Here is a 23354-nt window from a genome sequence, read left to right as displayed (position 1 = left end):
ATGGAGACAGCGTCTCGAGTGTATCACTCTGCCCTGGGGATGCTACTCTAGCGAAGCCCGAGGACGAGGAATGCCTACCCATGGGGCGGCGGGGGGTAACAGTCTGGTTTACAGGGCTAAGTGGGGCGGGCAAAACCACCCTTAGCTGCGGCGTGGCCCAACAGTTGCAAGCTCTGGGTTTGCCGGTGGAAGTGCTTGACGGCGACCTAATGCGGCAACACCTCACCAAAGGGCTGGGCTTCAGCAAAGAAGACCGGGACGAGAACGTCCGCCGCATTGGCTTTGTGGCTAAGATGCTGACTCGCCACGGCGTGATCGTGCTGGTCTCGGCCATTTCTCCCTATCGGGCAACGCGGCAGGAGGTGCGGCAGCAGATCGGCAACTTTATCGAAGTCTTTGTGGATGCCCCCCTAGAGGTGTGCGAACAGCGCGATGTCAAGGGTCTCTATCGCCAGGCGCGAGCAGGCCTCATTCGGAACTTTACCGGCATTGACGATCCCTACGAGCCGCCGGAATGCCCAGAGGTGGTCTGCAAAACTGCCGAACAGAGCATCCCCGAATGCATTGAGCTGGTTATGCAAAGTCTTAGAAGCCGTGGCTATCTCTAACGAGGCTCAGAGAGCACCGGGCCTGGCCGACTGGGGATCCCTTGTGGGAAGATGTGAACGAGTATTTCTTTTCTGAGAGTCAAGGTAGCCATGGCAGTAACTCGTGCTGGACGAACCTTTGTGATGCGGGGCAGCAGCGAGGGAAACCCCGCCAAGTTCCTGGAGATGGCCAGCTCTCTGCTCAACCTCCGCACCCGCCAGGGCAGTGGCAAGAAGGTTCAAGATCGCGCCTCCTACGGCAAGGCGGGTAGCCCCCGGGAGTTTCTGCAGATGGCTAGCGAACTGCGCCGATCTCTAGAGCAACGGGGGCGGTAGCCGTTGGCATCTCTGTCCGGCTGGCCCAGCCAGGCGCTTTTGTTTTCGCCGCTTGGATCTCCCAGCAGGCTCTGCAACTCTTCAGCCGAGGGGAAAGGTACCTATCTGGGCCAGCAAACCGCCGGGGAGCGCAAGCAGCATGAAGAACAAAGGCTTTTGGCTGGTCGGGATCCTGGGGACGACCTTGGATCAGCTGAGCAAGCGCTGGGCGGTGGAGCGGCTGCTGCCGGGCCCGGAGATCCAGCTATGGCCAGGGGTGTTCCACCTCACCTACGTGGAAAACACCGGTGCTGCCTGGAGTCTGTTTGCCGATTCGGCGGAGTTTCTCAAGTGGGTCTCGCTAGGGGTGGCAATAGCCCTGGCGCTCCTGGCCCTGCGCAGCAGCAGCCTCAACCTTTGGGAGCAGGTGGGCTATGGCCTCATCTGGGCGGGAGCGGTGGGGAACGGCGTCGACCGCTTTCTCAACGGCTACGTGGTGGATTTTTTCAATTTCGTCTGGATTGGCTTCCCCGTGTTTAACGTGGCCGATGTGGCCATCAACCTGGGGGTGGTCTGCCTGGTGATTGGCCTGTGGCAGGGCAGCCCGAAGAAGACGGTGCCGGGATCCCTGCGAAAATTCGACTAAGCTGCCTACTTCACCCCCGCCCACCGGCAATCCTCCCGCTTGCTCCCTCGGAAGGAGAGGGAAGAGCTGGCGGCGCGCTCCACCACAACCCCAGGGCTGGCCCCAGTCCCAGGAGCAGGCCCAACCCTGCCGGCGCAACAATGCCAGATCCCAGGCTTACCAGTAGGGCAAAGGCAAAATTGGCCCCATAGAGCAGCAGCGGCCCCAGCAACTGGCGGCGGTTAAGGACAGGCTGATCTTTCCCCCAGAGGAGGTTGGCCACGGTCATAAAGGCAGTCCCTGTCAGCATCCAGCCGCCGAAGTTTTGCAGCGGCATGCCAAAGAACGGCCCTGGCTGAAACCAGGTCCAGAAGGGGATCAGGCCGCGGGTCATGGCCGGATCCAGCACAAAGTCCCAGGCAGTGAGCAAGAGCGCTCCCAACAGAATGGCTTCAAAGTGGATCAGCCAGTGGCGCCCCGCTTGCAGAGCCACCCGCGCCAGCAGGTAGGCCGATAACCCCACATAGAACCAGGACAGAGGGATTGTAAAGGGAACCAAGCCGGCAATCTTGTAGCCCAAGCCGCTGAGGTAGCCGTAGTCACCAAAGGGGATCCCAGTGCTGGTGCCCAGCAGCTCGCTGGCTAGGGAGATGCCCACCGCTGGGATCAAGAACATCAGCAGGCGTCGCACCCCCAGGAGGCGGGATCCCATTAGAACTGCCGCCAGCGCCCCAGACACCATGTAGGCAACGCCGCCGTTGCCCATGCTCCAAGAGAAGGCCTGGAGGCCAATGGGAGGCAAACTGGCCACCCACTCGGGATGCGGTACTACCCAAAGTAGGCCCACTAGGCCGAAGAGCAAGGAGAGAATGTGCAAGCCTAGCGCCGAAGCTTCCAACCACTGCCAGATTGACCCAGGCCAAAGGAGAACACCTCGCCTGTTAGAAAACTGGAAAGGCAAGCTAACCAGAACACCAGAGGATAACAGCCAACGCATGAGAAGCTCCCGCGGGGTGGTTGGTCAGAGCCACTGCGCTTTCCCACAGCTTGGGCAGGGGCTGAGGAGAAAAGCGGGTGGCAAAAAGGAAAGTGGCACCCGAGCCAAACCGCCTGGTCTGCTCAAGGTATGCCTACTGATACTTTGCTGCCTATTGTATCAATTCGTAAACATTCTGCCTGGCTTTCCCCAGAGGCCCCCTTCCTCCGTATCCCAGGAAGTCCTGAGGGGAGTCTACGCCCAGTTGAGCCGGGCTGTGGAGCGCCGGGACTGGGCTCAGGCCCTGCGCTTGGTGGATCTTTTGCGGCAGCAGTTGCAGGACCCCGCTCAGCTTCAGAAGCTGGAGAGCTACCGGCGGCAACTAGAGAGCTATCGTCAAGTCCAAGGGGATCCGCCGCCGCCCCAGTGGCCGCTTTTGCACAAACCCTTTATCGGTGACTTCCCGGTCACCAACCTCTTCGACCACGACCTGCCTTTGGGCGAAGGAGACGGCAATGGCCGGTTTGTCAGCGGCCAGGGCCAGGTTTGGACTCCCAGTCCCCAGCACCCCTGTGGCAAAAGCGATGGCCACGCCGGCTACGACTGGGCCATGCCGGTAGGCACCCCCATCCTGGCCGCCGCCCCTGGACGAGTTAATGTAGCGCGCCCGGAACCAGAGTTTTTCTGCCCCAGCCTAGGCCGTCCAGTCAGAGGGCTGCGGGTGCGCATCCTGCACGAAGGAGAATCCCCGGGCGGGATCCGCCTAGAAACCCTCTACGCCCACCTCAGCCAAATCCGGGTACACGAGGGGCAGAGGGTGGCAGCTGGGGAGGTGATTGGCCTGTCAGGGGAAAGCGGCTGTGCCAGCGGGCCCCATCTCCACTTTGAGGTGCGCCGCTTTGACCAAACCAATTCCGGCCAGCCCGCCCCTGTCGATCCCTACGGCTGGTTTGGGGCTGACCTGGATCCCTGGAGCATCCATCCCCTGGGAGCAGAGAGCCTGTTTCTTTGGCAGGTGGGCCAAGCCCCCAGCCTAGGGGCCTGTTGGCGGGCTCAACAGCTTCCTGGTCATAGACACCTACGACCCTAGAGCGGTGGCTAGAGATCGCGGCGGACAAAGCCATCTCCCTCCCACTGGTAGAGCGTAGCCCGCAAGTCGCGGCTAGCTCCCGGGGCACTGGAGAGGATTAGGATCCCCTGGGGACTGACCCGCAGGCTGGCGTTGTTCAAATCTGTTACGCTCAGCAGCGGCACAAGCCCCTCTGCTCGGTGTTCTAAGATCAGAACCGACCGCAGCAGGCTGATTCCCCCTCGCTCAGTGAGGAGCACCAACTTGGGCTGGGGAGTGGGTGTGATGTCAGTGCGCAGCTGAGCCTCGATTAGCCGACCTGGGATGGGCTCAGCCATGTGGAGCAGACGAAAATCGTACCCTCCTTGATGGTCAAAGCTGAGCACGCGCACCACGGGCTCCACCGTCGGCTGCCGCTGGATCTCAAACACGGCCACCACTCCCTGCTGCGAGGAGGAGAGCAACTGAGCAGGGAACAAGCGCAGGTTTTCCCCACGATTGCCGCGGATAAAATCCCACCAGATGGACTGACGAAACAGGGCTACAACTCCCTCGCGAGCAGTACTGCCTGCAGAGGCAGCAGGCAATAGCGGCAGCAGGGGCTGGGAATAGGCGGAAGCTGAGGCGACTGGCAGGGCCAAAGCCAAGGCCGCTCCCCCTACTATAAGCTTGCGCATGCTTCCCCCTCCTCCACCAAAAACTGACTGCTCCTTTGGATTCAACCGTCATCCAGAATATCAGGCAGCATTCTTAGAAGTCGGCCAGGGCAAAAAGCGATAGCCTGCCTCCTCAACGGCAGCCACGATACCTGGCAGGGCCTCAGCGGTATGGGGCCAGCGGTCATGAAGCAGCAAAACTAGCGGTTGTTCCGAGTTCCTGAGCGCCTGCAACTGAGCGCGAACCCGCTCCACTAGCTGGGCTGGTGTTTGGCCGGCATAGGCATCTTCAGGGCTAATGTTCCAGTAGACAACCTGATACCTCGCCTGTTCCAAAGAATGGCGTAAAGCTGGATCTAGGCGAAAGCCCCCCGGTGGCCGAACAATCAGCTGAGGATCCAAGCCCAGCCTCTTCATCAGCTGGGTTGTCTGCTCCACCTCGGCATAAAATATCTCGTTGCTGCTGTAGAGACGTCGATAATCATGGGTAAAGGTATGGTTGGCTATCGTGTGGTGGTGAGCTTGAATGGACTGGGCCAACTCTGGAAATTGGGAAACATGGGTGCCGATAAGAAAGAAGGTGGCCGGAATCTGTAGCTGATCCAAAACCTCTAAAAGGCGAGGGGTGGACTGAGGCCAAGGCCCATCGTCAATCGTGAGGAAGGCAGAACGGGCCGGCACCTCCAACAAAGGCCCCAGCACTTCTTCCAAAGGCAGTTGCAAGGGCTGGCTATTTTCCGCTGGGTCGAGAAAGCTAGGATCTGGAACCCAGCCATGCTGTAGAAACACCTGTACATAAGCAGGCGCGGGTGTAATCAACAGACGCCCAGTGTGCTGGTCTTGGTTGCCCCAGTTGAGTTGATAGGGCAGTTCCTTGGCAACCTCAACCCTTGTGGAATGAGTGATTACAGCATAGGGAATGTCGATTAGATAATGCCCGTTCAGCCGCTCTTGATAGACCCAAGCAGCAGAGGGAGCCGATAGATAAATGAGTAGTTCTTGCGGATGGCTGCCTTGCAGAACGCGAACACTCTCAATTGGGAGAACGGGACTGTATCCTAGGGTCGAGGTGAGGTTGAGGTTGAAAAGAGGGCGGGCCCCCGCAGCACAGTAATATAGACCCACCAAGAGGAAAGCCAAAAAAAGATCACCGCCTTCAGAAAATGCATGGAGTTGCCAAGGTTTTCACAACAACTACAGAGCAAAAGACTATCACCACTCCCTGCAGCAAGTAGGGTAAGCCTAAATTGAGTGCAGGCGCTCTTCCCACTTACGGGGAGGTGAGGATCGGCGGATGTCCCGCCAGATGGCCGTGGCGGCCAGCGCTCCGTCAGCGACGGCAATCGCCACCTGGTTGAGGCCCTGCTTCAAATCTCCTACTGCAAACAGGCGCGGGTGGGAAGTGCGGCACCACTCATCGGTGAGCAGGTTCTCCCCTTGCCATGTCAAGCCGGGGATCCCTTTCAAATAGTCGTTGTGGTATTTGGCGCCCATGGCTACCAGGCCAGTAGTAGCCTCGATGTAGGTGCCGTCCTCCAGCTCTACTCCTTGCAGCTGGTGGTTTTCTCCAAGAAAGCGACGAATGGGAGCTTCGTAGAGAGGGTAACCATGATCTGCCAGCTTTTTGCGTATCTCGGGGCCAACCGAGCACAAGCCATGGGTTAACACCGAGATATAAGGCGTAAACCAGTTGAGGACAAAAGCTGTATTAATCCGATCTTCTGAATTGACAATCAATACTGCTTTCTGATCCCGCATTTCATAGCCATCGCAGATCATGCAGACATGTAGCGAGTAGCCTGCATATTCGTAAACATTCTGCATATCAGCCAATTGAGGCAGATAATCAATAATACCTGTTGCCGCAATCAAATACTTGCTGCGAAAAATAGGGTAGACACTGTTGACTTTCCCCACCTTGACCTTGACAGCAAAAAGCTCCCCCTCATCTGTAACATCTTCCACATAGCCCCCTAGATAGTCCACCCCCAAGCTAAGGGCGTGCTCCCTTCCTTGTCGCAACAGCTCTCGTCCTGGCGTGTTTGGCGGCAGGCCCAAATAGTTGCGCAAGTCCTGCATCCAAAAAGAGCGGCCTCTGCCCTTTTCCACCACCAAGCAGCTCAAGCCGTAGCGGGCCAAGTAAATGGCTGCCGACAACCCCCCCGCGCCACCGCCAGCAATAATGACATCGTAAATTTTGTTTAAGCCAACTTCTAGGTTCTTGCTGTTTAGTTTCATAAGAAGGGATCCTCCCGCAGGCTTTCTACTAGATAGCCTTCAGGCGTATCGAGGTGAAGGGATCAGTTCCAGCAACCGTCTAGAATAGGGGCTGAACTCTCTGTCAGGAGAAGAGTCGTATGCCGGTCATCCCAGCCGCCATTGCCCTCATCTTTATCGGCTACCTGTTCAGCTCTGTCAAGATCATTAGCCAGGGCTATGAGGCACTGGTAGAACGTCTGGGTAGGTTTCACCGCAAGCTGACACCCGGCTTGCACGTCATCTTTCCCCCCATCGACAGGATTGTGTTCCAGGAAACCATCCGCGAGAAGGTACTGGACGTGCCACCGCAGCAGTGCATCACCAGCGATAATGTTTCACTAATGGCCGACGCAGTGGTTTACTGGCGCATCACGGATATGATCAAGGCTCGCTATGCGGTAGAAGATGTGCAGCGAGCTTTGGTGAACTTGGTGCTGACGGCGCTGCGGGCTGAGATTGGCCGCATGGACTTGGATCAGACCTTTTCCTCGCGCGCCGAGATCAACGCCCGCCTTCTGGCCGAACTGGACGAGGCCACGGATCCCTGGGGGATCAAGATCACCCGCGTGGAAGTCAGGGATATTCAACCCTCCAAAACCGTGCAGGACTCGATGGAAAAGCAAATGGCTGCCGAGCGGGAGAAGCGGGCCGCCATCCTCAGGTCAGAGGGGGAACAGCAGGCCAGCATCAACCAGGCGGCAGGGGCTGCCAAGGCTCAACTCCTGCGGGCAGAAGCCGAAAAGCGACAGCGGCTGCTGTTGGCCGAGGGTACAGCTGAGGCCATCAAAACCATTGCCGCTGCCTTGCAAGAACACCCCGAGGCAGCCAACGCCTTGCAATACCTGATGGCCCAAAGCTACATCGATATGGGCCTCAAAGTGGGCAGCAGTCCCAGCTCGAAGGTCATTTTTATGGATCCCCGCTCCATCCCTGCCACCCTGCAAGGGTTGGTCTCGATGGTGGATATCTCCAAGGTTAGCCAGGGATCAAGCTCCCAAGCTTCCGAGGCCCCGCAATTGCGTACCTCGGCGGCATTCTCGTCTGACCTTGAGATTCCTCCACTCAATTCTTAGGATCTCCCCTGGGCCGAAGCCGCTTACGCCCTTCGAGCCGTAGGCTTGGGCCTGCGGTGACCTGGTTTTCCACATTGGCGTCCGTCGCTAGTTGGTAGAGAAGCTGCAACCGGGGTGCGGGCGACAGCCAAGCTAGGGGATCCTGGCCTCCTCATCCCTGCGGCTATGGTAGTTGCGGATCGCCCGCCTGACCAAGGTGAGAAAGGCGTAGGCCCGTTGATCTGTAGGATCCAAGCGCATCACCGTTTGAAAAGCTTCTTCTGCCTGCTGCAGGACCTCAAGATCGATCTGGCCCTCGACCTCTGCTTCCAGTTGGGCCTTTTGCAACAGCAGGGCCCCCCGGTTGTAGTGGGCTGCAACATGGCCGGGATCCGCCGCCACCACCACCTCCAGTTCGGCCAGGGCTGGATCCAGATAGCCGCTCATACCCAGCACCCAGGCCAACTTATAGCGAGCCTCGGTGTGGGTAGGATCCTCGGCAACTGCCCGGCGAAATGCTTGAATGGCAGCCGGAAAATCGCCCGCCTGAACCGCTGCGATGCCTTCTTGGTAACTGTCGCTGGCCATAGGCAAGGTTGATCCCTGATCTGCAGCTTAGCCCTTTCTAGCTGGGATCTCCCAGTTTTCCCACCCAAATGTGAGAAGCGGTTCAGCGCTTTTCCCCCTGGGCCTGCCATCTGCAGCAAGGGAAACTGCCTCAGCAGGAGATCTGAGATTGCGCGAAGCTCGCTCCAGTAAAACTCTGCCCCTTCCTAGGCTGAACATAGCCCCTGAATGTCAGGTCGAACCATGAACGCCAAACTGCTCTTCCTGCCCCTGGCTTTGGGGCTGTCGGTGGCGCCCACCGCCGCTGTTTTTCCCAAAACGCTGGGCATCTACCCCTCGCTGCCAAGGCTACAACTAGCTGACACTCGCCTAGAAACCGGGGCCCGCTCCATCCTCGTCAACCCTGTGCCTTCCGACTTGCAGGTGACCTTGGAGCTGGATCGGCGCGGCTCTAACCCCATCTACCGGCCTGGCGAGCCGATTCGCCTGACTCTCAGTACCAACCGTGACGCCTACGTCTACCTGTTTAGCATCCAAGCCGATGGACGCACTCACCTTATTTTGCCCAATCCCTTCTCGGGTGGAGAGGAGTTTCTGCGGGCCGGCGAAGTGCGCACCTTCCCACCCCCTGGCGCCAGCTACCGCCTGACCATTGCCCCGCCCTTTGGCCAAGCCCAAGTGTTGGCGGTGGCCTCCCCCCGGCCGCTCAACTTCCAGGAGATCGTTGCTTTTGAAGAGAGTGGCTCCTTTGCCCGTGTGCAGGTGGAGGGATCCAGATTAGGCGACGCCATCGCCCGCGCCATCCTCGTCGAGAAGATCCCTGCCCGCGAATGGGCGACCGCCACTCGCTTCTATCGCGTCGCTCCTCGCTGAGCTCTCAGCTTAGAGCAAGGACGCCCAGCAGCCCAAACCTGCCCCAAAAAGGCAGCGCAGGCTCCCTGGCAAACACTCCGCGCCGCTGCCGCGACAGGGATAGACCGCCTTGTGGTAGGAAGCTCCTCTAGCTACAAGCTGTGGAAGATCCCTCACCCCCTAGGACTGGGGAGAACCTCAACGAAACTTAAGCCCAAGAGAAGAACAGCCGTCAAGCTCACGGCCAACATCAGGCCAGCGGGCAGAAATTTGCCAGTTTTGCGGTAGCGCAAGGCAAAAAGAAGGGATCCCAGCGCCGCCGTCCCTAAGCCCAAGCCTAGGCCCCAACGGGGATCCGCTCCCAGGAGGCCATAGCTAGCTCCGCTGAGAACAGCTCCCACCAAACCTCCAACTAAAGACTTGAGACTTTTGCCTCTTCTATAACCGACTACTCCGCCTACCAAAAGCAGCACCCCGTAGACGAGCAAAGTAATCCGTGCAATCGCCATGACAAGAAAAAAGTTTCCTACCTTGCTTTAGTCCACAACAATTTCGCGGATTAGAGGCAGGCGGAGAGTAATGTAACGGTTGAGAACTGAGGTATCGACCGTGCTGAGGGCATATCTTTTCTGACAGGCATTCAGGATGAGATTGACCAAGTCATCGTCACGCTGATTCAGCCAATCCGGTCTGCCGATCTCGCTGACCAAAGACCAGAATTGACGTATCATCTCAGGAGTCATGGCATCATCCATCGCCTAGGGTAAGGGCTAAACTGCAAGAGTGATCCAGGCTAGCGATCCCATTCTAGGGAAAACAAGCGCTCCCCAGAACCGACATTTCAGCTCCGTCACAACTTAGGATAAGATGTTACGCTTCCCCACAAAGCTCAGCAAACAGCGACTACCTGCTTCAGAAGGCTTCAAGCTAAAACCTCCAGATCGTTAGCTCCAATAGCTACGAAACCATAGCTGGTACAATGACTCCCCTGGCAACTTTTTTTCTCTGTTTTACCTTACTTACCCAATCCTCAGCGCAGCCACCTTCCTTGTTCTGTCAGTCTAGAGCTTCCCCTTGGGGTTTACCCCCATGGATCTTACCTGTAGCCCCGTCTCATCCTCAACTGAATTTGACTCTAAGCCTAGCTCCCCCGGCTTGTTGCTAGAGCAACTGCCTGATGACTACTAGCTGGCGCCGCTAAAATCTCCTCCTGCCGAGCAAGCTGCTTGCCTCCCTAGCCAACAAAGAGCAAATCTGGAAAATCGGGGCAAACAGAGCGCTTGCCTCTTTAACTCCTCCCTAGCCCAGCATGAAGCGCGACTTACGGACTCCGTCCTGCTGACCCAAGAAGGCCTCCAGCTTGCTCTTGCAAGAAGACAGCTCTGCTGTCCGTCCTACCCTTGCCCGCTCTGCTTGGGCTAGCGGTGTGGGGCACCAGGGACGACGTTTATCTCTCAGATAGCTCCTCATCTCTAGAGTGGGTGATTACTCTTCCCCCCTGCCAATCCAAACTCAGGGGTTTCGCTTCTGCCTCGATGCCTAGCTGGGCCCAGGCGCTGACCATGGCCGCTCCTACCCCTTCTCGCTCCTCAGGCGCACAGAACGCCAGGAGGGTAGGCCCAGCCCCGCTGATCACCACTCCGTAGGCTCCTGCAGCCAGGGCTGCCTCCTGGACTGCCTTGAAACCAGGGATCAACTCCATGCGGGCCGGTTGGTGCAGCCGATCCTGCAAAGCCACCCTCAGCCAGTCCACCCGCCCCGACTGCAAGCTGCGGATGAGCAGCCCCAGATGGCTGCTGGAAAAAACGGCATCGGCCAAGCTGACGGACTTGGGCAGGATCTCGCGGGCTGCCTGAGTGGAGAGCTTGAAGTTAGGCACCGCCGCCACAATCCCAATGCGCTCGTGCCACTCCACCGGGCAGAACACCCACTGCCCTTGCTGTCCCTGCACACAGAGCTGACAGCCGCCTTGAAGGGCGGGCACCACGTTGTCGGGGTGACCTTCGAGGACAATGGCTAACTGGAGGAGGGTCTCGGAGGCTAGGTTAAGGGATCCAAGGGCATTGGCTCCCAGCAGGCCGCCGACAATAGCAGTGGCAGAACTGCCCAGCCCTCGCGCCAGGGGCACGTTGAGGGTAATCTCAATTTCCACTCCCGGCACAGGCTTGTCCAGCAGCTCAAAGGCCCGGCAGAAGGCGCGATACACCAAGTTGTCCTTGCCCTGGCTGATAGGATCGCTGCCGCGGTAGTGAATGCTGAGTCCAGCAGGGATCTCGCGAAACTGGAAGTGGTTGTAGAGCTGCAGGGCTGCACCCATGCAGTCAAACCCTGGCCCCAGGTTGGCGGTAGTGGCTGGGACAATTACCTCTACTCGCTCTTTGACCAAGGGAAAGCTCCTGAGCGAACAGCGGGCACCTCACACCTACTATCCTACAGACGGTGGATCTCAGGCTCTCAGGGCCTCAATGGGATCCAGTTGCGCCGCTTTGCGGGCGGGGAAAATGCCAAAGACCAGTCCAACCCCCGTCGAGAGGGAAAAAGATATGACCACTGCCACGGGATCGACAGTCGTGGCCAAAGGGGTAAACATTCGCACTGCCACCAGGAGGCTGCTGCTGAGGAGGATCCCGGCCACTCCCCCGCTGACGGCAATCAGGATAGCCTCGGCTGCAAACTGCTGCAAAATTTGCCGGCTGTCGGCCCCAATTGCCTTGCGCAAGCCAATCTCAGGGGTGCGTTCTGCCACCGAGATCAACATCACGTTCATGATCCCCACCCCACCCACCAGCAGCGAGAGCGCTGCTGTGCCGCTCAGCAGTACCCGCAGTAGAGTTAAAATCCTGGCTGCCCCATCCAGCAACACTTTCTGGTTGCGGATGACGAAGTCATCTTCTCCTATCAGTTGGTGCCGCTGGCGCAACAGGTTGCGGATCTGGAACTCGGCAGCCGGCAGATCTGCTTCGGAGCGGGCTGAGACAAAGATGGCCGTCAACTCCAGGCCATAGGGAGAGCGCCGTCCAACAAAGCGGTTGGCCACCACGTCTACCGGCAGAAACAGGCGGGCATCGTTGTTGCCAAACACTGTTGGCTTGGGGCGCAAAATGCCGACTACCTCAAAGGGCAAGTTGTTGAGCAGCAGCGTCTCTCCAATAGCGGCGGCGGGATCCAAGCCAAACAGCTCGCGGGCGGACTCACTGCCCAGCACTACCACCGGGCGCTGCTCCTCAATGTCCGCTGGCAAGAGGAAGCGGCCCTCCTCGACCTCTAAATTCAGCACCGACAAATACTCCGGCCAGGTGCCTATGACCTCATAGCGGCGATCCACCCCGCCCCGCACAGCCCGCACATTGACCGCCAGGCTGGGGACAGCTGCCGATACCGCAGGCACTTCCGCAGCAATCGCCCGCAGGTCGTCGAGGGTAAGAGGACGGACGTTGCTGGCATCCGCTAGGCCAAAGCTGGAAGAGAAGACAATCAGCAAATTGGTGCCCAAAGCCCGAAACTGATCCACAGCCAGCTCCTGGGCAGCATGGCCAAAGCCAGCAATGGCTACCACTGCCGCGTTGCCGATGAGGATCCCCAGCATGCTCAAGCCTGTGCGCAAGCGGTGCCGTCGCACCATTTGCCAGGCCATTTTGGCTGCAACCAGAAAGCTCATGGGTGCGGCCTAACTCTCCCACTTCGGCTAGGACGGCGCTCTTGTGGAAGCAAACTCTGCAGGGTTACTCCTGGCGGCAGCGCCGTAAAGACCCGATCCCCCGCCTGCAGGCCGGAGAGGATCTGGGTGATCCCTCCCTGCGTGAGGCCCGTTTCTACTGGCCGATAGACAGGCCGCTGGGTTTGCGGATCCAACAGGATTACCCCCTCTTGGCCCCCCTCCCGCAGGATGGCCACCGAGGGCACCGTGAGGGCTTGGGGTTGCTGCTCCCCGAGAAAATCCACCGAGACGTTCATGCCAATGCGCAGAAAGTCTGCCTCCTGCTCCGGCTCGATCGCGACCCGAAAGACGGTGACCTCCCGCACCACCACCGTGGCAGGGGCAATCCGCTTCACTCGTCCCCGTACCACTCGATCCGGATAGGCCAGGGATCGGATCTCCACCGGCTGTCCCACCCGCACCTGGGCAATCTGCGCCTCCGGCACCTCCGCTCGCACCTCAATCCCCTGGGCCAGCGCCAGGATGGAGCTGGAGGAAGCAGCAGTGGCGTCGGAAGCTGCGGTTGTGGGAGTTACAAAGGATCCCACCTCGGCAAAGCGCTGCACCACCACACCGGAAAAGGGCGCCCGGATCTCGGCCTCAGCTAGGCGAGATTGCCGCTGGGCTAGCTCGGCTTGGGCCTGGGCAATCTGGGCTTGGATCTGCTGCAGCGTTTCTGGGCGGCTACCTGACTGCAATCGCTCCAACTCTTGTTGGGCAGCTTGCAAGTCCGCTTGCGCTTGTTCCAAGCGAGCTAGGCGTTGATCCAGCTCGCTGCGGGCTACAGCCCCCTCCTGCGCCAGCGCCTGAATCCGTTCCAGCTCCTTTTGGGCCAAACTCACCTGCGACCGCGCCGCATCCACCCTGGCCTGGGCTGCTGCGATGACCTGGGGTCGCTCGCCGGCTTGCAATTCCGCCAGGCGGGCCTGTAGCTCTTGGATGCGGGCTTGGGCTTGGCGAATGCCGCTAGTTAGATCGCCGTAGTCCATCCGGGCTAGCACCTGCCCTGCCACCACCTCATCCCCCTGATCCACCAATAGCTCCGCCAAACGGCCCGCCTCCCGAGGACCAACATTCACCTGGCGAATGGGCTGCACCTGGCCGCTTACCCGCAGCCGTTGGACTAGATCCACTACCTCGACGGGCACCGTCAACCTTTGTAGGCGCTGTACCCTCTGCTGCTGGAGGTACCGCTGAACCAAAATACCACCCCCTCCCAAGCTGGCCAGCAGCAGACCCAAGAGAATCCAGCCAGTAGGCCACCCTTTCCTAGGGGGTTCGGGCTGGAGCAGGGGTTGGTCTGCAGATTTGGCAGGGGGCAGGGATCCCGTCTGGGGCTTCACGGCGTCTCCCGCCTCTCACAAGAGCCTACAATCTAGCCTATCTAGCAAAGAGAGGGGCGCCAACGCAGTCTTGAGCTCCGGGGTCGTCCGGCCCTTCGAGACCTGTACAAAAAGCAGGGGGATTGCTACGATAGTTAGCCGCTGAGAGCGCGGGAAAGCCATGAACGCTCGCATCAACCCCGAGGCCATCCTCCGCCTTGTGGAGGCGGAATACCTGAAGCCGGACCTACCTGAGATCCACGTTGGGGATCAGGTGCGGGTGGGGGTACGCATTCAAGAAGGTGGCAAAGAGCGAGTGCAAACTTTTGAAGGCACGGTCATTGCCATGCGCCATGCGGGTCTCAACCGCACCATCACCGTGCGCAAGGTTTTCCAGGGCATTGGCGTGGAGCGCGTCTTCCCAGTTCACTCGCCGCGCATCGAGTCCATTCAGGTGCTACGGCGGGGCAAAGTGCGCCGCGCCAAGCTCTTCTACCTGAGGAAGCGAGTAGGCAAAGCCACGCGCATCAAAGCCAAGGAAGATCTCCAGGAGGAGGCCCTTTAAAGCTACAGGGAAACTTGCTAGGCTAGATAGAAAGCTAGTCTCTAGTGCGTCCTTAGTTCAGCTGGTAGAACGTCGGTCTCCAAAACCGGATGTCGGGGGTTCGAGTCCTCCAGGACGCGTTACTTAGAGCTCAAGCTGGCCTTTGCAGTGCAACCTGTATACTCTGCCAAGCTAGGCTTTACCGGCCTCTTTCTTGATCCGCTCCAATTCTGCCTGCAGCTCAGCAATCCGCTGGCGCAGTCGAGCTGCCTCTGACAGCTCAATGGCAGTGCTCCCTTCTGCCTCTGCCTCGCCCATATCTTCAATGGTGATTCTGCGGGGGCCACCGGCAGCCTTTCCCTCTTCCTTGCGGTTGACAGTGGCGGCAATAGCGTCCATGTAGGCTCGCGCCTCCTCGGCTCTCATTGCCCCCAGCTCTACCAATTCATCTACTAGGGCTTGCAGCTGCTTGCGCAGCTCCAGCAGGCGGTCTCTGGCATTCCCAGCCACCTTGGGGACGTTGTCGGCAACTAGCGCCGCCAGACCCATGCCGAAGTAAAAGGCTTTTTGAGCCAAGTTGGCAAGGGGATTGTCTTTTTCAGCCATAGGGTGTGCCCTGCTAGTGCCCGTGGAACCCAGCTGCGGGAAAAGGGCGACCTGGGTTGACGCGCCTGCTCAGAGCATCCCGTAGTGCTGCTATCTTCCGATCCTGACACGGTTTGGGCGTCCGAGCCGCACGGACCCAGGTCTTCCAGTAGCCTAGCATTTTTTTTCCTGCTTGGCTTGCTGTCTAGCGGTGAGCCTAGGGAGTGCCTGGCGGCTCCAAATAGACTGGGATCCGCTCTCCCGCCCTCTCGCTGCGCTGTACCTCTTCTTTCTGAGCTTGAGGGATCGCCACGGGCAAGGTAACCGGCTGAGCAACAAAACAACTGGCCACCGGCAGGGCCTGCTCCAGTTCGTCGAGGGGGCGTGGGATCACGGCCACGGCGTTTAGCTCGCCGATGCGCTCTGCCTCGTACATGCCCGCATCGATGGCAATGGCCACGTTGGAGACCGTGCCGCGAATGATGACCGTACACAAGCCGTCGCCAATGGTCTCGTAGGCGGCTAGCTGCACATCGGCTGTTTTCAGCATTGTGTCAGCAGCCCCCACCATAGCGGGGAAGCCGCGGGTCTCCAGCAGGCCCACGGCTAGGTTGCTGAGGCGGCTGTAGCCCCGACTTTGGGCCAGTTGAGACAGCTTGCTACTGATGGGCAGCACCACCTCTAGGTTGGGCAGGGGCCTTGGGATCACCAGACTGGAGATCTCCTCCTGGTTAAACTGGCGAGCCACTTCAATCCCCTCTTCGATGGCAATGCGCACATCGGCGATGTTCCCCCGCACAATTGCCGTGCAGTAGCCGCCGGAGATCTTCTCAAAGCCAATGAGAGTCACGCCGGCCGACTTGGTCATGGCGTCGGCAACGCGGACAATGACGGGGAAGCTGCGCGTCTGAATAAGGCCCAGAGAGGTGGACATGGCACTCTACTTTCTCGATGCCAGGGTAGCTCTCAGAACCGCCCATCCCGCGAGGAGAGAACCAGACGGTGAGGGTAGATCTTGCCCAACAGCCGCTCCAGCTCGGCACGGCCTGGGATCCCGTTGAGCCTGCCTGCCCCCCTCTGTTCTTGCGCTGGCTCCGCCGCTGCTTGCTCCTGAGGGGTTACCTCTGCCTCAGAAGAAGGAGGAGGGGCCTCGGACACCCCTTGGACAGGGGCTGCGGGCAACTCTTGCACCCTCTCTGTCTCTTCTGGCTCTGTCTGGGTTACTCCAGTCGCCTCTTCCTCGCTTCCCCAGGTGGGATCCCCAAGTAGCGAGCCGGGAGGAATGACTGCCTGGCGGAGTATTGAACAGTTGAGCAGCGTGGCTTCCGAGCCAATGCAGGCATTTTCGCTGATGGTGCCTTGCCCAATCACCAGCACCCCCCTTCCCAAAGTAGCCCCCGCCTCCACAACCAGGGATCCCCCACAGGCGTGCAGGATAGATCCCGCGCCAATACAGACGCCCCGCCCGATGTGGATACGGCAGCCGGGATTGGCGCGCAGCAGCACCCCTGGGCCGATGCTTGCCTCCTCCTCTATGTCTACCTCACCACTGACAACGTAGTGGGCTTTACCGCTCTGCGCGAGCCAGGCTTGGGACCTGAGGGAGGTGGGCAGAGTGGAAGCCAAGGTGCTTCTCATCGCTAGAGGGCTGGCTGGAAACCAACCCGGAACTCCTCAAGGGGTTTGGATAATCTGCTCCAGCACCCGCCGCTTAGATTTGGGGTCAATGCCCAGCAGGCGCACGTACTCGCCGCGATGTTCCTCTAGGCAGGCCTCCAAGGCTGCTACCACTTGGTCCAATTGCGTGGCTTCAATGGGGCTACAGCTTTGCCAAGAGGAGGTGCGAAAGCGGCGCTTGTCAGCGTGTTCAGTGCCGATGCGGTAGCCCTGGCTAAGTAGTTGCTGGACTTGCGACACCACCTCGCTACTAAGTCGCCTAGGGGTGGAGGGAGGGGAAACTGCAGCCACCGGCGCTCCTTGAGCTGCTGGCGCAGAAGTGGGCGGCTTGCCACTGGGGGTCTGGATGAGGCGCTCATAGACCCGCTTTTTCCCTTTGGGATCGATCCCCAGCAGGCGCACGTAGTGGCCCTGGTGCTCTGCCAGCGCCGCCCTCAGCTCGGCCAACACCTCTGGCCCACGGCTAGCGCGAAGGACCGGCCCGCTCTGCCAAGAGGAAGTTTTGAAGCGGCGCTCGTCGGCATATTCGTAGCCGATGCGGTAGCCCTGGGCCAGTAACCGGTGCACCTCTTCCTGCAGCTCCAAATCCGGGCTGCTGCTGTCCCCTGCCCCAGAAGCAGAAGTCGTGCTTGTCGCCGCGCCCGCCTCCGCCGGACTGCTGCCCACCTGACCTTTGGGGGTCTGAATCACCTTCTCCAGCACCCGCCGCTTGGCTTTGGGATCGATCCCCAACAGGCGCACGTACTCTCCCGCGTGCTCGGCTAGGGCTGCCCGCACAGCCGTTAGGATCTCCTGGACCGAGCCGCTGAAAGTACCCAAGGTCTGCCACGAGGAAGTGCGGTAGCGGCGAGCATCGGCCACTTCCAGGCCAACGCGGTACCCTTGGGCCACCAGGCTTTGGATCTCCTCCTCCAGACGCCATTCCCCCCTGCTGGAGCCTGGCATAGCCACCGAAAGGCGGCCAGAGGATCCCGAGGGGGTTGCGGGACCTTCTGGGGTTTGGATAATCTGCTCCAGCACCCGCCGCTTGGCTTTGGGATCGATCCCCAACAGGCGCACATACTCCCCGCGGTGGGCTGCTAGAAGAGCTTCCAGCGATTGCACCACCTCGGCCTCGTGGGTGCCGAGGATTGGGCCTTCGCTCTGCCAAGAGGAGACGCGGAAGCGGCGGGGATCAGCGTATTCCAGGCCCACCCGGTAGCCTTGGGCCAAGAGGGCGCGCACCTGCTCCACCACCTCTGGACTTAGAAGGGATCCGCTGCCGTTGTGCCCATTGGGAAGAGAGGAGGAAGAACCAGAAGCGCGGGCTTGCATCAGCTCGTTGCGAATAGGAGCAATACAGACGAGGTTCTCGCTGCAGTGGTAGCCCTCCAGCAGGGCTTGGTTAATGCCGATAACGTGCTGAGCAAACTTGGCATCGCTATCTTGGACATCCGGCAGCCGGTCGGCCTCAGCTTGGTTGGTGATGATGGAGCCGGAGCGCACATATTTGCCCGGCGGGATCTCCACATCCTGGATGAGGCAGTGCAACATGATGATGCAGCCATCTCCCACCCGCGCATTGAACACGGTGGAGCGGAAGCCGATGAAGCAGTTGTTGCCTATATAGGCTGGCCCGTGGATCAAGGCCATGTGGGCAATGGAGGTGTTCTTGCCAATCCACACCGAGTAGGGCTGGCCATCTTCCCCAATGACCCGCCCTTGCTCCAGGCCGTGGATCACTACCCCATCCTGGATATTGGAGCCGTCGCCAATGTAGAAGGGGGATCCTTCATCGGCGCGGATGGAAGTTCCAGGGGCAATGAGCACCTGAGCGCCGACGCGCACATCCCCGATGAGATTGGAAAAGGAGTGGACGTAAGCAGAGGGATGAATGGTAGGCTCCGCCAAGCGACGTGACCAGGGCGTTGGCGGCGCAGCGTAGGTTTGAGCAGGCATAACCGTGAGCCTCTAGACCCAATCAAAGAGGAAAGGGAAGGATCCCAGCTAGCGTTGCTCGCGCTTGTTGTAGACGGAGCGACCGTCAATGCTAACGGTGTCAATAATGGCCATCACCACAGCATCCAGAGGGCGGGTTTCGTTTCCCCGCGGTTGGCGAGCCGCGCTACCTTGGCTGACCAGCACCCATTCCTCGGCGCCGGCTCCCACTGGATCAGCAGCCACAGCATAGTCTGGCTGCGGCCGGCCTTCGAGATCGACATACTGCACCACCAGGAACTTCACGCCCGTCAGGCTGGGATCCTTCTGGGTGCTGGTGACGGTACCCCGTACAATCGCAATACGCATCTAGGGACGCGTGAAGGGACGAATGGCATTGACCCCTTCGCGGAACTGGGCCACATCCTCGGTGTAGCGAATGGGCAACACGTACTCCAGGTTTTCGTGGGGACGAGCAATGATGTGCCAGGAGAGCAGCTGGCCGCCGTTGACCCGCTTCACGGCTTCGATGCCGGCAGCTACCGAGGCCTGCACCTCAGAGACATCGCCCCGCACGATCACGGTGACGCGCCCACTGCTAATTTTCTCGTAGCCCACCAAGGTGACGCGCGCTGCCTTCACCATGGCATCGGCCGCTTCCACTACTGCTGGGAAACCCAGCGTTTCAATCATTCCAACTGCGATGGCCATAGGGACTCCTTACGCTGAGATGGGTTTACCAGCTTCTGCGCTAGGTGCGAAACTGCTCCACCGCTTCGGTGTAGCGAATGGGCAGCACGTACTCCAGGTTTTCATGCGGCCGAGCAATGATGTGGTGGGAGAGCACCTCGCCACCGCTTACCCGCTTGGCAGATTCCAAACCGGCAGCTACCGAGGCCTGCACCTCGGAGACGTCACCCCGCACGATCACAGTGACGCGCCCGCTGCCAATTTTTTCGTAGCCCACCAGCGTGACACGCGCCGCCTTCACCATGGCGTCGGCTGCTTCTACTACTGCTGGAAACCCCCGCGTTTCAATCATTCCAACCGCAATAGGCATATCAACTCTCCACCCCTTTGAACGCCTAGTTCCTAAACACCGTGAAGTTCAACCTCGCAGCCACTGTCTTGCCGATTGGCTTGCTGCTAGGATCTGGCTACTTCGTTGAACTCAAGTGAAGATCCTTCTGTCTCTGCCTCACCTGGTGATCCCTTCAGGAAAACCAACCCTGACTGACCTAGACGGTTCCTCCCCCCTTTTTGCCCAAGAAAGACCTGCTTAGCAACAGACCTCGGACTAGGTTGGGACGAGCCACTAGGAGCCATCGGGATTTCAAGGGAGCCATCGCGCAGGAAGGCAAAACTGTCAACTCTGAGCTCAACCTATCCCTTGCTGATCATACAGAGAATTCGGCTGAGATAGCTCAGAGCGAGGATCCCCAACCTAAGCAGAATGATATCCCCAATCACCCCGAATAAAAATCAATATTCTTAATTGGAGTGATAGCTTTTATTAAGAAAGCACGACTGTTGTTAACTGTTAACAAACAGTTCTTGACACTCCTTCTCCTCAGAGTCACCAGCTTAGCCACTCTTTCCCTGACAGCGCAGCGAAGGGGGCACCTCCAGACTATGCGCTTCCAAGAGGTCGGCTTGGCTTAGCAGCTGCCTGGGGGATCCCTGAGCCCAGACGCGGCCTTGATCCAAAAGGATCACCCAATCGCACACCTCAAGGATCAGCTCCAGATCGTGGGAGGCCAGCAGAAAGGTGTGGCCTACTTGCTGGAAAAAGGCGATTAGCTGCCGTCGCGCCCGCAGATCCAGGTTAGCGGTCGGCTCGTCGTAGAGCACCAACTGGGGCTGCATCGCCAGGATCCCAGCGATGGCAATCAGACGCTTTTCGCCACTGGAGAGGCGGTGGGGTGGGCGATTGGCTAGATGCAGGGTGCCAGTCCTCTGCAGGGCTGACTGTACGGCGGCGATAATCTCCGCTTCAGGCCAACCGAGATTGCGCGGTCCAAAGGCCACATCCTCCGCCACAGAGGCGGCAAACAGTTGGTCATCGGGATCCTGAAACACTAGCCCCACCTCAGGCCGAAATTGGCCAGGTTGCAGCGGCTCCCCAAACAACGTAATCTGCCCAGCGCGGAGGGGCAAGAGACCCGCAAGAGCAAGGAACAGGGTAGTTTTGCCGGCACCATTGGGGCCAATAACTCCCACCCGCTGGCCAACTTCAACTCTGAGATCCACCCCTTGCAGAACCAGTGGGCAACCAGGGTAGGCGACCCACAACTGGCTAACCTCCACCGCTGGCCCTGTCTTCATCAGAAAAAAACGCGGCACGGCAGCCCCAGGATCTAGCCGCCCTCCAACGTAAGACGACTACACTACTATGCAGCAAACTCTGACCCTGGTCTGCAAGCTAGCCCCCCAGCGCAGGCAGCCAAGGCCAGGGACAGAGCTACCTTCACACCTGCGGGATGGAGTTGGCTTTAGCCAAGGGAATAGTCTAGCGTTGCTCCAGATCCTTCTGGCGCCTCTGCAGGGCGGCAGGGGTAAGCTGCAAGGTGGGCACGGTGGGGCTGCTTAGATCAATCTGGAGAATTTCCTCGGGCGTACACTCGCAGTATCGGCCCAGATCCCGCATTTGGTTGAGGATTTGAATTTGCAAGGACAGGCGGTCAGAAAGCGGCCCCAGATAAACATTGCCCAGCTCAGTGTGTAGGGTAATCCCTCCGCCGGCGTGCCAATCCACTGCCCTGATTGGAACTTCAGACAGTTGCAGGGCTTCGAGCAGTGGCGCCCATTGCTCGGGTGGGTGGCTCTCCCAGCTCAGCACCTCCAACTCGGGCAAGGACTCAAGGAAACGGTAGGGATCCGGGGGCAGCCAGTTGCCCTCTCGATCCACCCAACCCGTTTGGTCGCCTCGGCGAGCACGGGCAATTAGCTGCCGTTCCTGCACCTGGACAACAACTCCCACTGGCAGCAACCGCCGCCGCACCTGGACGCTCTGGAAAGGGGAAGCCGGGGATCCCAGCAAGGCTTTTTCCAACGCTGCTGGCTGCACCTGCCAGATGTTTATCGGATAGGTCAGAGGCAATTGCCTCCGGATCCAGTCGGGATCCACCCAGTGGTTACCGCTGACCTGAATTTGCTCTGGTCGACGAATTTGCCAGTAGGGCCGCTGCAGGCTTTGCACCAGCAGTAGCAGGAAAGCTGTGGAACTGGCCAAGCGCCAGGATCCCTGCCAAAAACGGCGACGCCGCTCTTGGCGCAGAAGTTGCCGCCGTCGCAAAAGTTGCTCGCGGCTGGGCGGAGCAAGAGATACCACTGCCTCCCTCTTTCTTCCGGCAGGGAGCAACCTAACCGGCAATTTCCTCGACCTGATCAACCCGCAGCCAGATCGGAGGGGTGGGAACAGCTCCAAACTTAATCTGGATGTAGTCTCCCTTAATCTCCACCACTTCTCCAGCCGTGTCAAAGACGTAGTTGGGGATCATGGGATCACTAGCTTGGGCTTCCAAGCTGCCCTGCAGCTTCTCACGGATGGCTCTTACCAGGGTGCCTCGCTTGATTGCCATTGCCTTTCCCTTCGGTGCTGATTGATGGGTTGAATCTGGGCGCTAGTCCACTTGCGGCTAGCCTACTTTTTCCGTAAGCTGCGAGCCATCTCGCGGAACCTATCTAGGTCAGATCCTCCTCCGCGGCGTGAGGCCACTCCGCTGCCGCTGTTAGAGGTGGGGGAGCCCTGTTCGGCAACAGGTTCAGGAGCTTTGCTTTTTTCTTCAGTCAACTTAACCTTGCTCAAGGAAGACACCTCCTCCACCACCTCTATCTTGCTGCCAGAACCAAAGTCTTTAAAGGTGTGCTTCACAATCCTAGGAGTGCGCATGTATTCGATGTTGCCAAGGGTCTTGGCCTCATCCGGGTTGAGAAAGAAGGTGTTGTCTTTCTTTTTGGCCGGCTGGGAAACCGTTTCTGATAAGCTTTGGGAAGCTGCTCGACCACGAGAGCCGAAAAAGCGCCTGAAGATGCCTACCATTGTCTTTTTGCCTGCAGTGCAAGGAAAGAGGAGCCAATCTCTAGAGGCTGGGTCAGTTAGCCACGGTTACGAAGGTAACGCCCGGCCCACCTCTGAAACCATGTTAAGCTAACTTAGGCCAGTGCGCCTCCTACCTACAGCAAGGATTGCTTACTCAAGCGCTCAAGCTGGGAGGACCTTCCCAGGAAAGGGCCTTTAACCCAACGGCCCCTTGAGGACAGCCAGCCCACTCTAGAGCCCTAGGGATCTCAGCGGCTGGTCCGTATGCTGCCAAAAAAACCGTTTTGGCTTTCTTCTAGAGATAGGCCTTAACTCTCGAAATCAGTTAAACAGCATTCGATCCAACTCAATCTGACAAAAGCTATCACTATTCAGTCCGTTGTTGAGGAAGTCCTATGAATCCGCCAATTTACCTCAAATAGCCTGCTGTGCAAGCGGCACTTTAGCATTGCTTTCCTGAACGAGGTTAGGCTTCGGGAAATTGCCCACCTCTGGCCCTAAAAACCTGCAATACCAGTCTAGGTATAGGTGGTGGGTATCTAGGGGAGGCGGCGGATCCCTCTCAAGCCAAAGAGCTGCTACAAAGCCGCTGGGAAGAACCTTCACCTCTGC

General features: G+C 59.1%; 29 protein-coding genes, 1 tRNA gene and 1 other RNA gene. 8 read left to right on the top strand and 23 right to left on the bottom strand.

Going from position 1 to position 23354, the window contains the following annotated elements:
- The first annotated feature begins 80 nt into the window (after window positions 1-80).
- The 3 genes from cysC (at window position 81) to lspA (ending at window position 1548) form a co-directional block, all read left to right on the top strand.
- Complete coding sequence (gene cysC, locus NW860_RS08355) at window positions 81-608, top strand: adenylyl-sulfate kinase (RefSeq protein WP_414394914.1); 528 nt, start codon at window positions 81-83, stop codon at window positions 606-608.
- 90 nt (window positions 609-698) lie between these two features.
- A complete protein-coding gene (locus NW860_RS08350; protein WP_414513581.1) occupies window positions 699-923 on the top strand; it encodes a hypothetical protein in 225 nt (74 codons plus the stop codon).
- 139 nt (window positions 924-1062) lie between these two features.
- A complete protein-coding gene (gene lspA, locus NW860_RS08345) occupies window positions 1063-1548 on the top strand; it encodes a signal peptidase II (RefSeq protein WP_414411757.1) in 486 nt (161 codons plus the stop codon).
- A gap of 10 nt (window positions 1549-1558) precedes the next feature.
- Here lspA and NW860_RS08340 read toward each other — a convergent pair whose 3' ends face one another.
- Window positions 1559-2404, bottom strand: a complete 846-nt coding sequence (locus NW860_RS08340; protein ID WP_414411756.1) for a carotenoid biosynthesis protein — start codon at window positions 2402-2404, stop codon at window positions 1559-1561.
- Between the two features lie 364 nt (window positions 2405-2768).
- Between NW860_RS08340 and NW860_RS08335 the strand changes: the two genes are divergently transcribed.
- Window positions 2769-3593, top strand: a complete 825-nt coding sequence (locus tag NW860_RS08335) for a M23 family metallopeptidase (protein WP_414513578.1) — start codon at window positions 2769-2771, stop codon at window positions 3591-3593.
- An 8-nt stretch (window positions 3594-3601) separates the two neighbouring features.
- Here the strand turns inward: NW860_RS08335 and NW860_RS08330 are convergent, their stop codons facing one another.
- The 3 genes from NW860_RS08330 to NW860_RS08320 all read right to left on the bottom strand — a co-directional run bounded on the left by NW860_RS08330 (window position 3602) and on the right by NW860_RS08320 (window position 6466).
- Entirely contained in the window at window positions 3602-4249 is a 648-nt protein-coding gene (locus tag NW860_RS08330; RefSeq protein WP_414394924.1) for a hypothetical protein, read from the bottom strand.
- Between the two features lie 60 nt (window positions 4250-4309).
- Window positions 4310-5368 (bottom strand): polysaccharide deacetylase family protein, encoded by a 1059-nt coding sequence (locus tag NW860_RS08325; RefSeq protein WP_414513576.1) that lies wholly within the window; start codon window positions 5366-5368, stop codon window positions 4310-4312.
- A gap of 102 nt (window positions 5369-5470) precedes the next feature.
- Entirely contained in the window at window positions 5471-6466 is a 996-nt protein-coding gene (locus tag NW860_RS08320; RefSeq protein WP_414394926.1) for an NAD(P)/FAD-dependent oxidoreductase, read from the bottom strand.
- 119 nt (window positions 6467-6585) lie between these two features.
- Between NW860_RS08320 and NW860_RS08315 the strand changes: the two genes are divergently transcribed.
- On the top strand, window positions 6586-7560 hold the full coding sequence (locus tag NW860_RS08315) for an SPFH domain-containing protein (protein WP_414409758.1): 975 nt from the start codon (window positions 6586-6588) through the stop codon (window positions 7558-7560).
- A 132-nt stretch (window positions 7561-7692) separates the two neighbouring features.
- Here the strand turns inward: NW860_RS08315 and NW860_RS08310 are convergent, their stop codons facing one another.
- Window positions 7693-8127, bottom strand: a complete 435-nt coding sequence (locus NW860_RS08310) for a tetratricopeptide repeat protein (RefSeq protein WP_414409757.1) — start codon at window positions 8125-8127, stop codon at window positions 7693-7695.
- A gap of 222 nt (window positions 8128-8349) precedes the next feature.
- Here NW860_RS08310 and NW860_RS08305 point away from each other — a divergent pair, with 222 nt between their 5' ends.
- Window positions 8350-8979 carry a DUF4384 domain-containing protein gene (locus tag NW860_RS08305; protein WP_414513573.1) on the top strand — a complete coding sequence of 210 codons (630 nt, stop codon included), beginning with the start codon at window positions 8350-8352 and terminating at the stop codon, window positions 8977-8979.
- A gap of 152 nt (window positions 8980-9131) precedes the next feature.
- Here the strand turns inward: NW860_RS08305 and NW860_RS08300 are convergent, their stop codons facing one another.
- The 5 genes from NW860_RS08300 to NW860_RS08280 all read right to left on the bottom strand — a co-directional run bounded on the left by NW860_RS08300 (window position 9132) and on the right by NW860_RS08280 (window position 13998).
- Entirely contained in the window at window positions 9132-9467 is a 336-nt protein-coding gene (locus NW860_RS08300; RefSeq protein WP_414394932.1) for a TMEM14 family protein, read from the bottom strand.
- Between the two features lie 27 nt (window positions 9468-9494).
- Window positions 9495-9689 carry a hypothetical protein gene (locus NW860_RS08295; RefSeq protein ID WP_414394934.1) on the bottom strand — a complete coding sequence of 65 codons (195 nt, stop codon included), beginning with the start codon at window positions 9687-9689 and terminating at the stop codon, window positions 9495-9497.
- 716 nt (window positions 9690-10405) lie between these two features.
- A complete protein-coding gene (thrB, locus tag NW860_RS08290; protein WP_414513570.1) occupies window positions 10406-11344 on the bottom strand; it encodes a homoserine kinase in 939 nt (312 codons plus the stop codon).
- A 60-nt stretch (window positions 11345-11404) separates the two neighbouring features.
- On the bottom strand, window positions 11405-12616 hold the full coding sequence (locus NW860_RS08285) for an ABC transporter permease (protein WP_414513568.1): 1212 nt from the start codon (window positions 12614-12616) through the stop codon (window positions 11405-11407).
- Window positions 12613-13998, bottom strand: a complete 1386-nt coding sequence (locus NW860_RS08280; RefSeq protein WP_414513565.1) for an efflux RND transporter periplasmic adaptor subunit — start codon at window positions 13996-13998, stop codon at window positions 12613-12615. Before NW860_RS08280 ends, NW860_RS08285 begins: the two co-directional genes overlap by 4 nt.
- Before the next feature lie 160 nt (window positions 13999-14158).
- Here NW860_RS08280 and rplS point away from each other — a divergent pair, with 160 nt between their 5' ends.
- The gene (rplS, locus tag NW860_RS08275) at window positions 14159-14542 is read left to right on the top strand and encodes a 50S ribosomal protein L19 (RefSeq protein ID WP_414394941.1); all 384 of its coding nucleotides are present in this window, start codon (window positions 14159-14161) and stop codon (window positions 14540-14542) included.
- A gap of 46 nt (window positions 14543-14588) precedes the next feature.
- Window positions 14589-14661: transfer RNA gene (locus NW860_RS08270), tRNA-Trp, on the top strand.
- A gap of 52 nt (window positions 14662-14713) precedes the next feature.
- On the opposite strand, the gene NW860_RS08265 is transcribed toward NW860_RS08270, so the two are convergent.
- The 13 genes from NW860_RS08265 to NW860_RS08205 form a co-directional block, all read right to left on the bottom strand.
- The gene (locus tag NW860_RS08265; protein ID WP_414513563.1) at window positions 14714-15127 is read right to left on the bottom strand and encodes a hypothetical protein; all 414 of its coding nucleotides are present in this window, start codon (window positions 15125-15127) and stop codon (window positions 14714-14716) included.
- A 45-nt stretch (window positions 15128-15172) separates the two neighbouring features.
- Window positions 15173-15270: signal recognition particle sRNA small type (gene ffs / locus NW860_RS08260), an RNA gene on the bottom strand.
- A gap of 53 nt (window positions 15271-15323) precedes the next feature.
- Window positions 15324-16040, bottom strand: coding sequence for a carbon dioxide-concentrating mechanism protein CcmK (locus NW860_RS08255; RefSeq protein ID WP_414394944.1), 717 nt, complete (start codon window positions 16038-16040; stop codon window positions 15324-15326).
- A 32-nt stretch (window positions 16041-16072) separates the two neighbouring features.
- Window positions 16073-16732 carry a hypothetical protein gene (locus NW860_RS08250; RefSeq protein ID WP_414513561.1) on the bottom strand — a complete coding sequence of 220 codons (660 nt, stop codon included), beginning with the start codon at window positions 16730-16732 and terminating at the stop codon, window positions 16073-16075.
- Window positions 16733-16780: 48 nt separating this feature from the next.
- A complete protein-coding gene (locus NW860_RS08245) occupies window positions 16781-18721 on the bottom strand; it encodes a ribulose bisphosphate carboxylase small subunit (RefSeq protein ID WP_414513559.1) in 1941 nt (646 codons plus the stop codon).
- A 48-nt stretch (window positions 18722-18769) separates the two neighbouring features.
- The gene (locus NW860_RS08240; RefSeq protein WP_414394949.1) at window positions 18770-19069 is read right to left on the bottom strand and encodes a EutN/CcmL family microcompartment protein; all 300 of its coding nucleotides are present in this window, start codon (window positions 19067-19069) and stop codon (window positions 18770-18772) included.
- Window positions 19070-19411, bottom strand: coding sequence for a carbon dioxide-concentrating mechanism protein CcmK (locus NW860_RS08235; protein ID WP_414361188.1), 342 nt, complete (start codon window positions 19409-19411; stop codon window positions 19070-19072).
- A gap of 40 nt (window positions 19412-19451) precedes the next feature.
- Entirely contained in the window at window positions 19452-19760 is a 309-nt protein-coding gene (locus tag NW860_RS08230; RefSeq protein ID WP_414361187.1) for a carbon dioxide-concentrating mechanism protein CcmK, read from the bottom strand.
- A gap of 524 nt (window positions 19761-20284) precedes the next feature.
- Window positions 20285-21043: an energy-coupling factor ABC transporter ATP-binding protein gene (locus tag NW860_RS08225; RefSeq protein ID WP_414394950.1), complete on the bottom strand. Its 759-nt coding sequence runs from the start codon at window positions 21041-21043 to the stop codon at window positions 20285-20287.
- A gap of 166 nt (window positions 21044-21209) precedes the next feature.
- Window positions 21210-22031: a cell division protein FtsQ/DivIB gene (locus tag NW860_RS08220; RefSeq protein ID WP_414513557.1), complete on the bottom strand. Its 822-nt coding sequence runs from the start codon at window positions 22029-22031 to the stop codon at window positions 21210-21212.
- Window positions 22032-22062: 31 nt separating this feature from the next.
- Window positions 22063-22281 carry an NAD(P)H-quinone oxidoreductase subunit O gene (gene ndhO / locus NW860_RS08215; protein WP_414394954.1) on the bottom strand — a complete coding sequence of 73 codons (219 nt, stop codon included), beginning with the start codon at window positions 22279-22281 and terminating at the stop codon, window positions 22063-22065.
- Window positions 22282-22343: 62 nt separating this feature from the next.
- Window positions 22344-22742, bottom strand: coding sequence for a hypothetical protein (locus NW860_RS08210; protein WP_414513554.1), 399 nt, complete (start codon window positions 22740-22742; stop codon window positions 22344-22346).
- A 414-nt stretch (window positions 22743-23156) separates the two neighbouring features.
- On the bottom strand, window positions 23157-23354 hold a 198-nt coding region (locus NW860_RS08205), incomplete at its 5' end, for a hypothetical protein (RefSeq protein ID WP_414513552.1).

Source organism: Synechococcus sp. F70.1, from assembly GCF_047502745.1.
GTDB lineage: Bacteria > Cyanobacteriota > Cyanobacteriia > Thermostichales > Thermostichaceae > Thermostichus.
The sequence above is the reverse complement of the archived record's forward strand: the minus strand, read 5'-3'. Positions and strand labels throughout refer to the sequence as shown.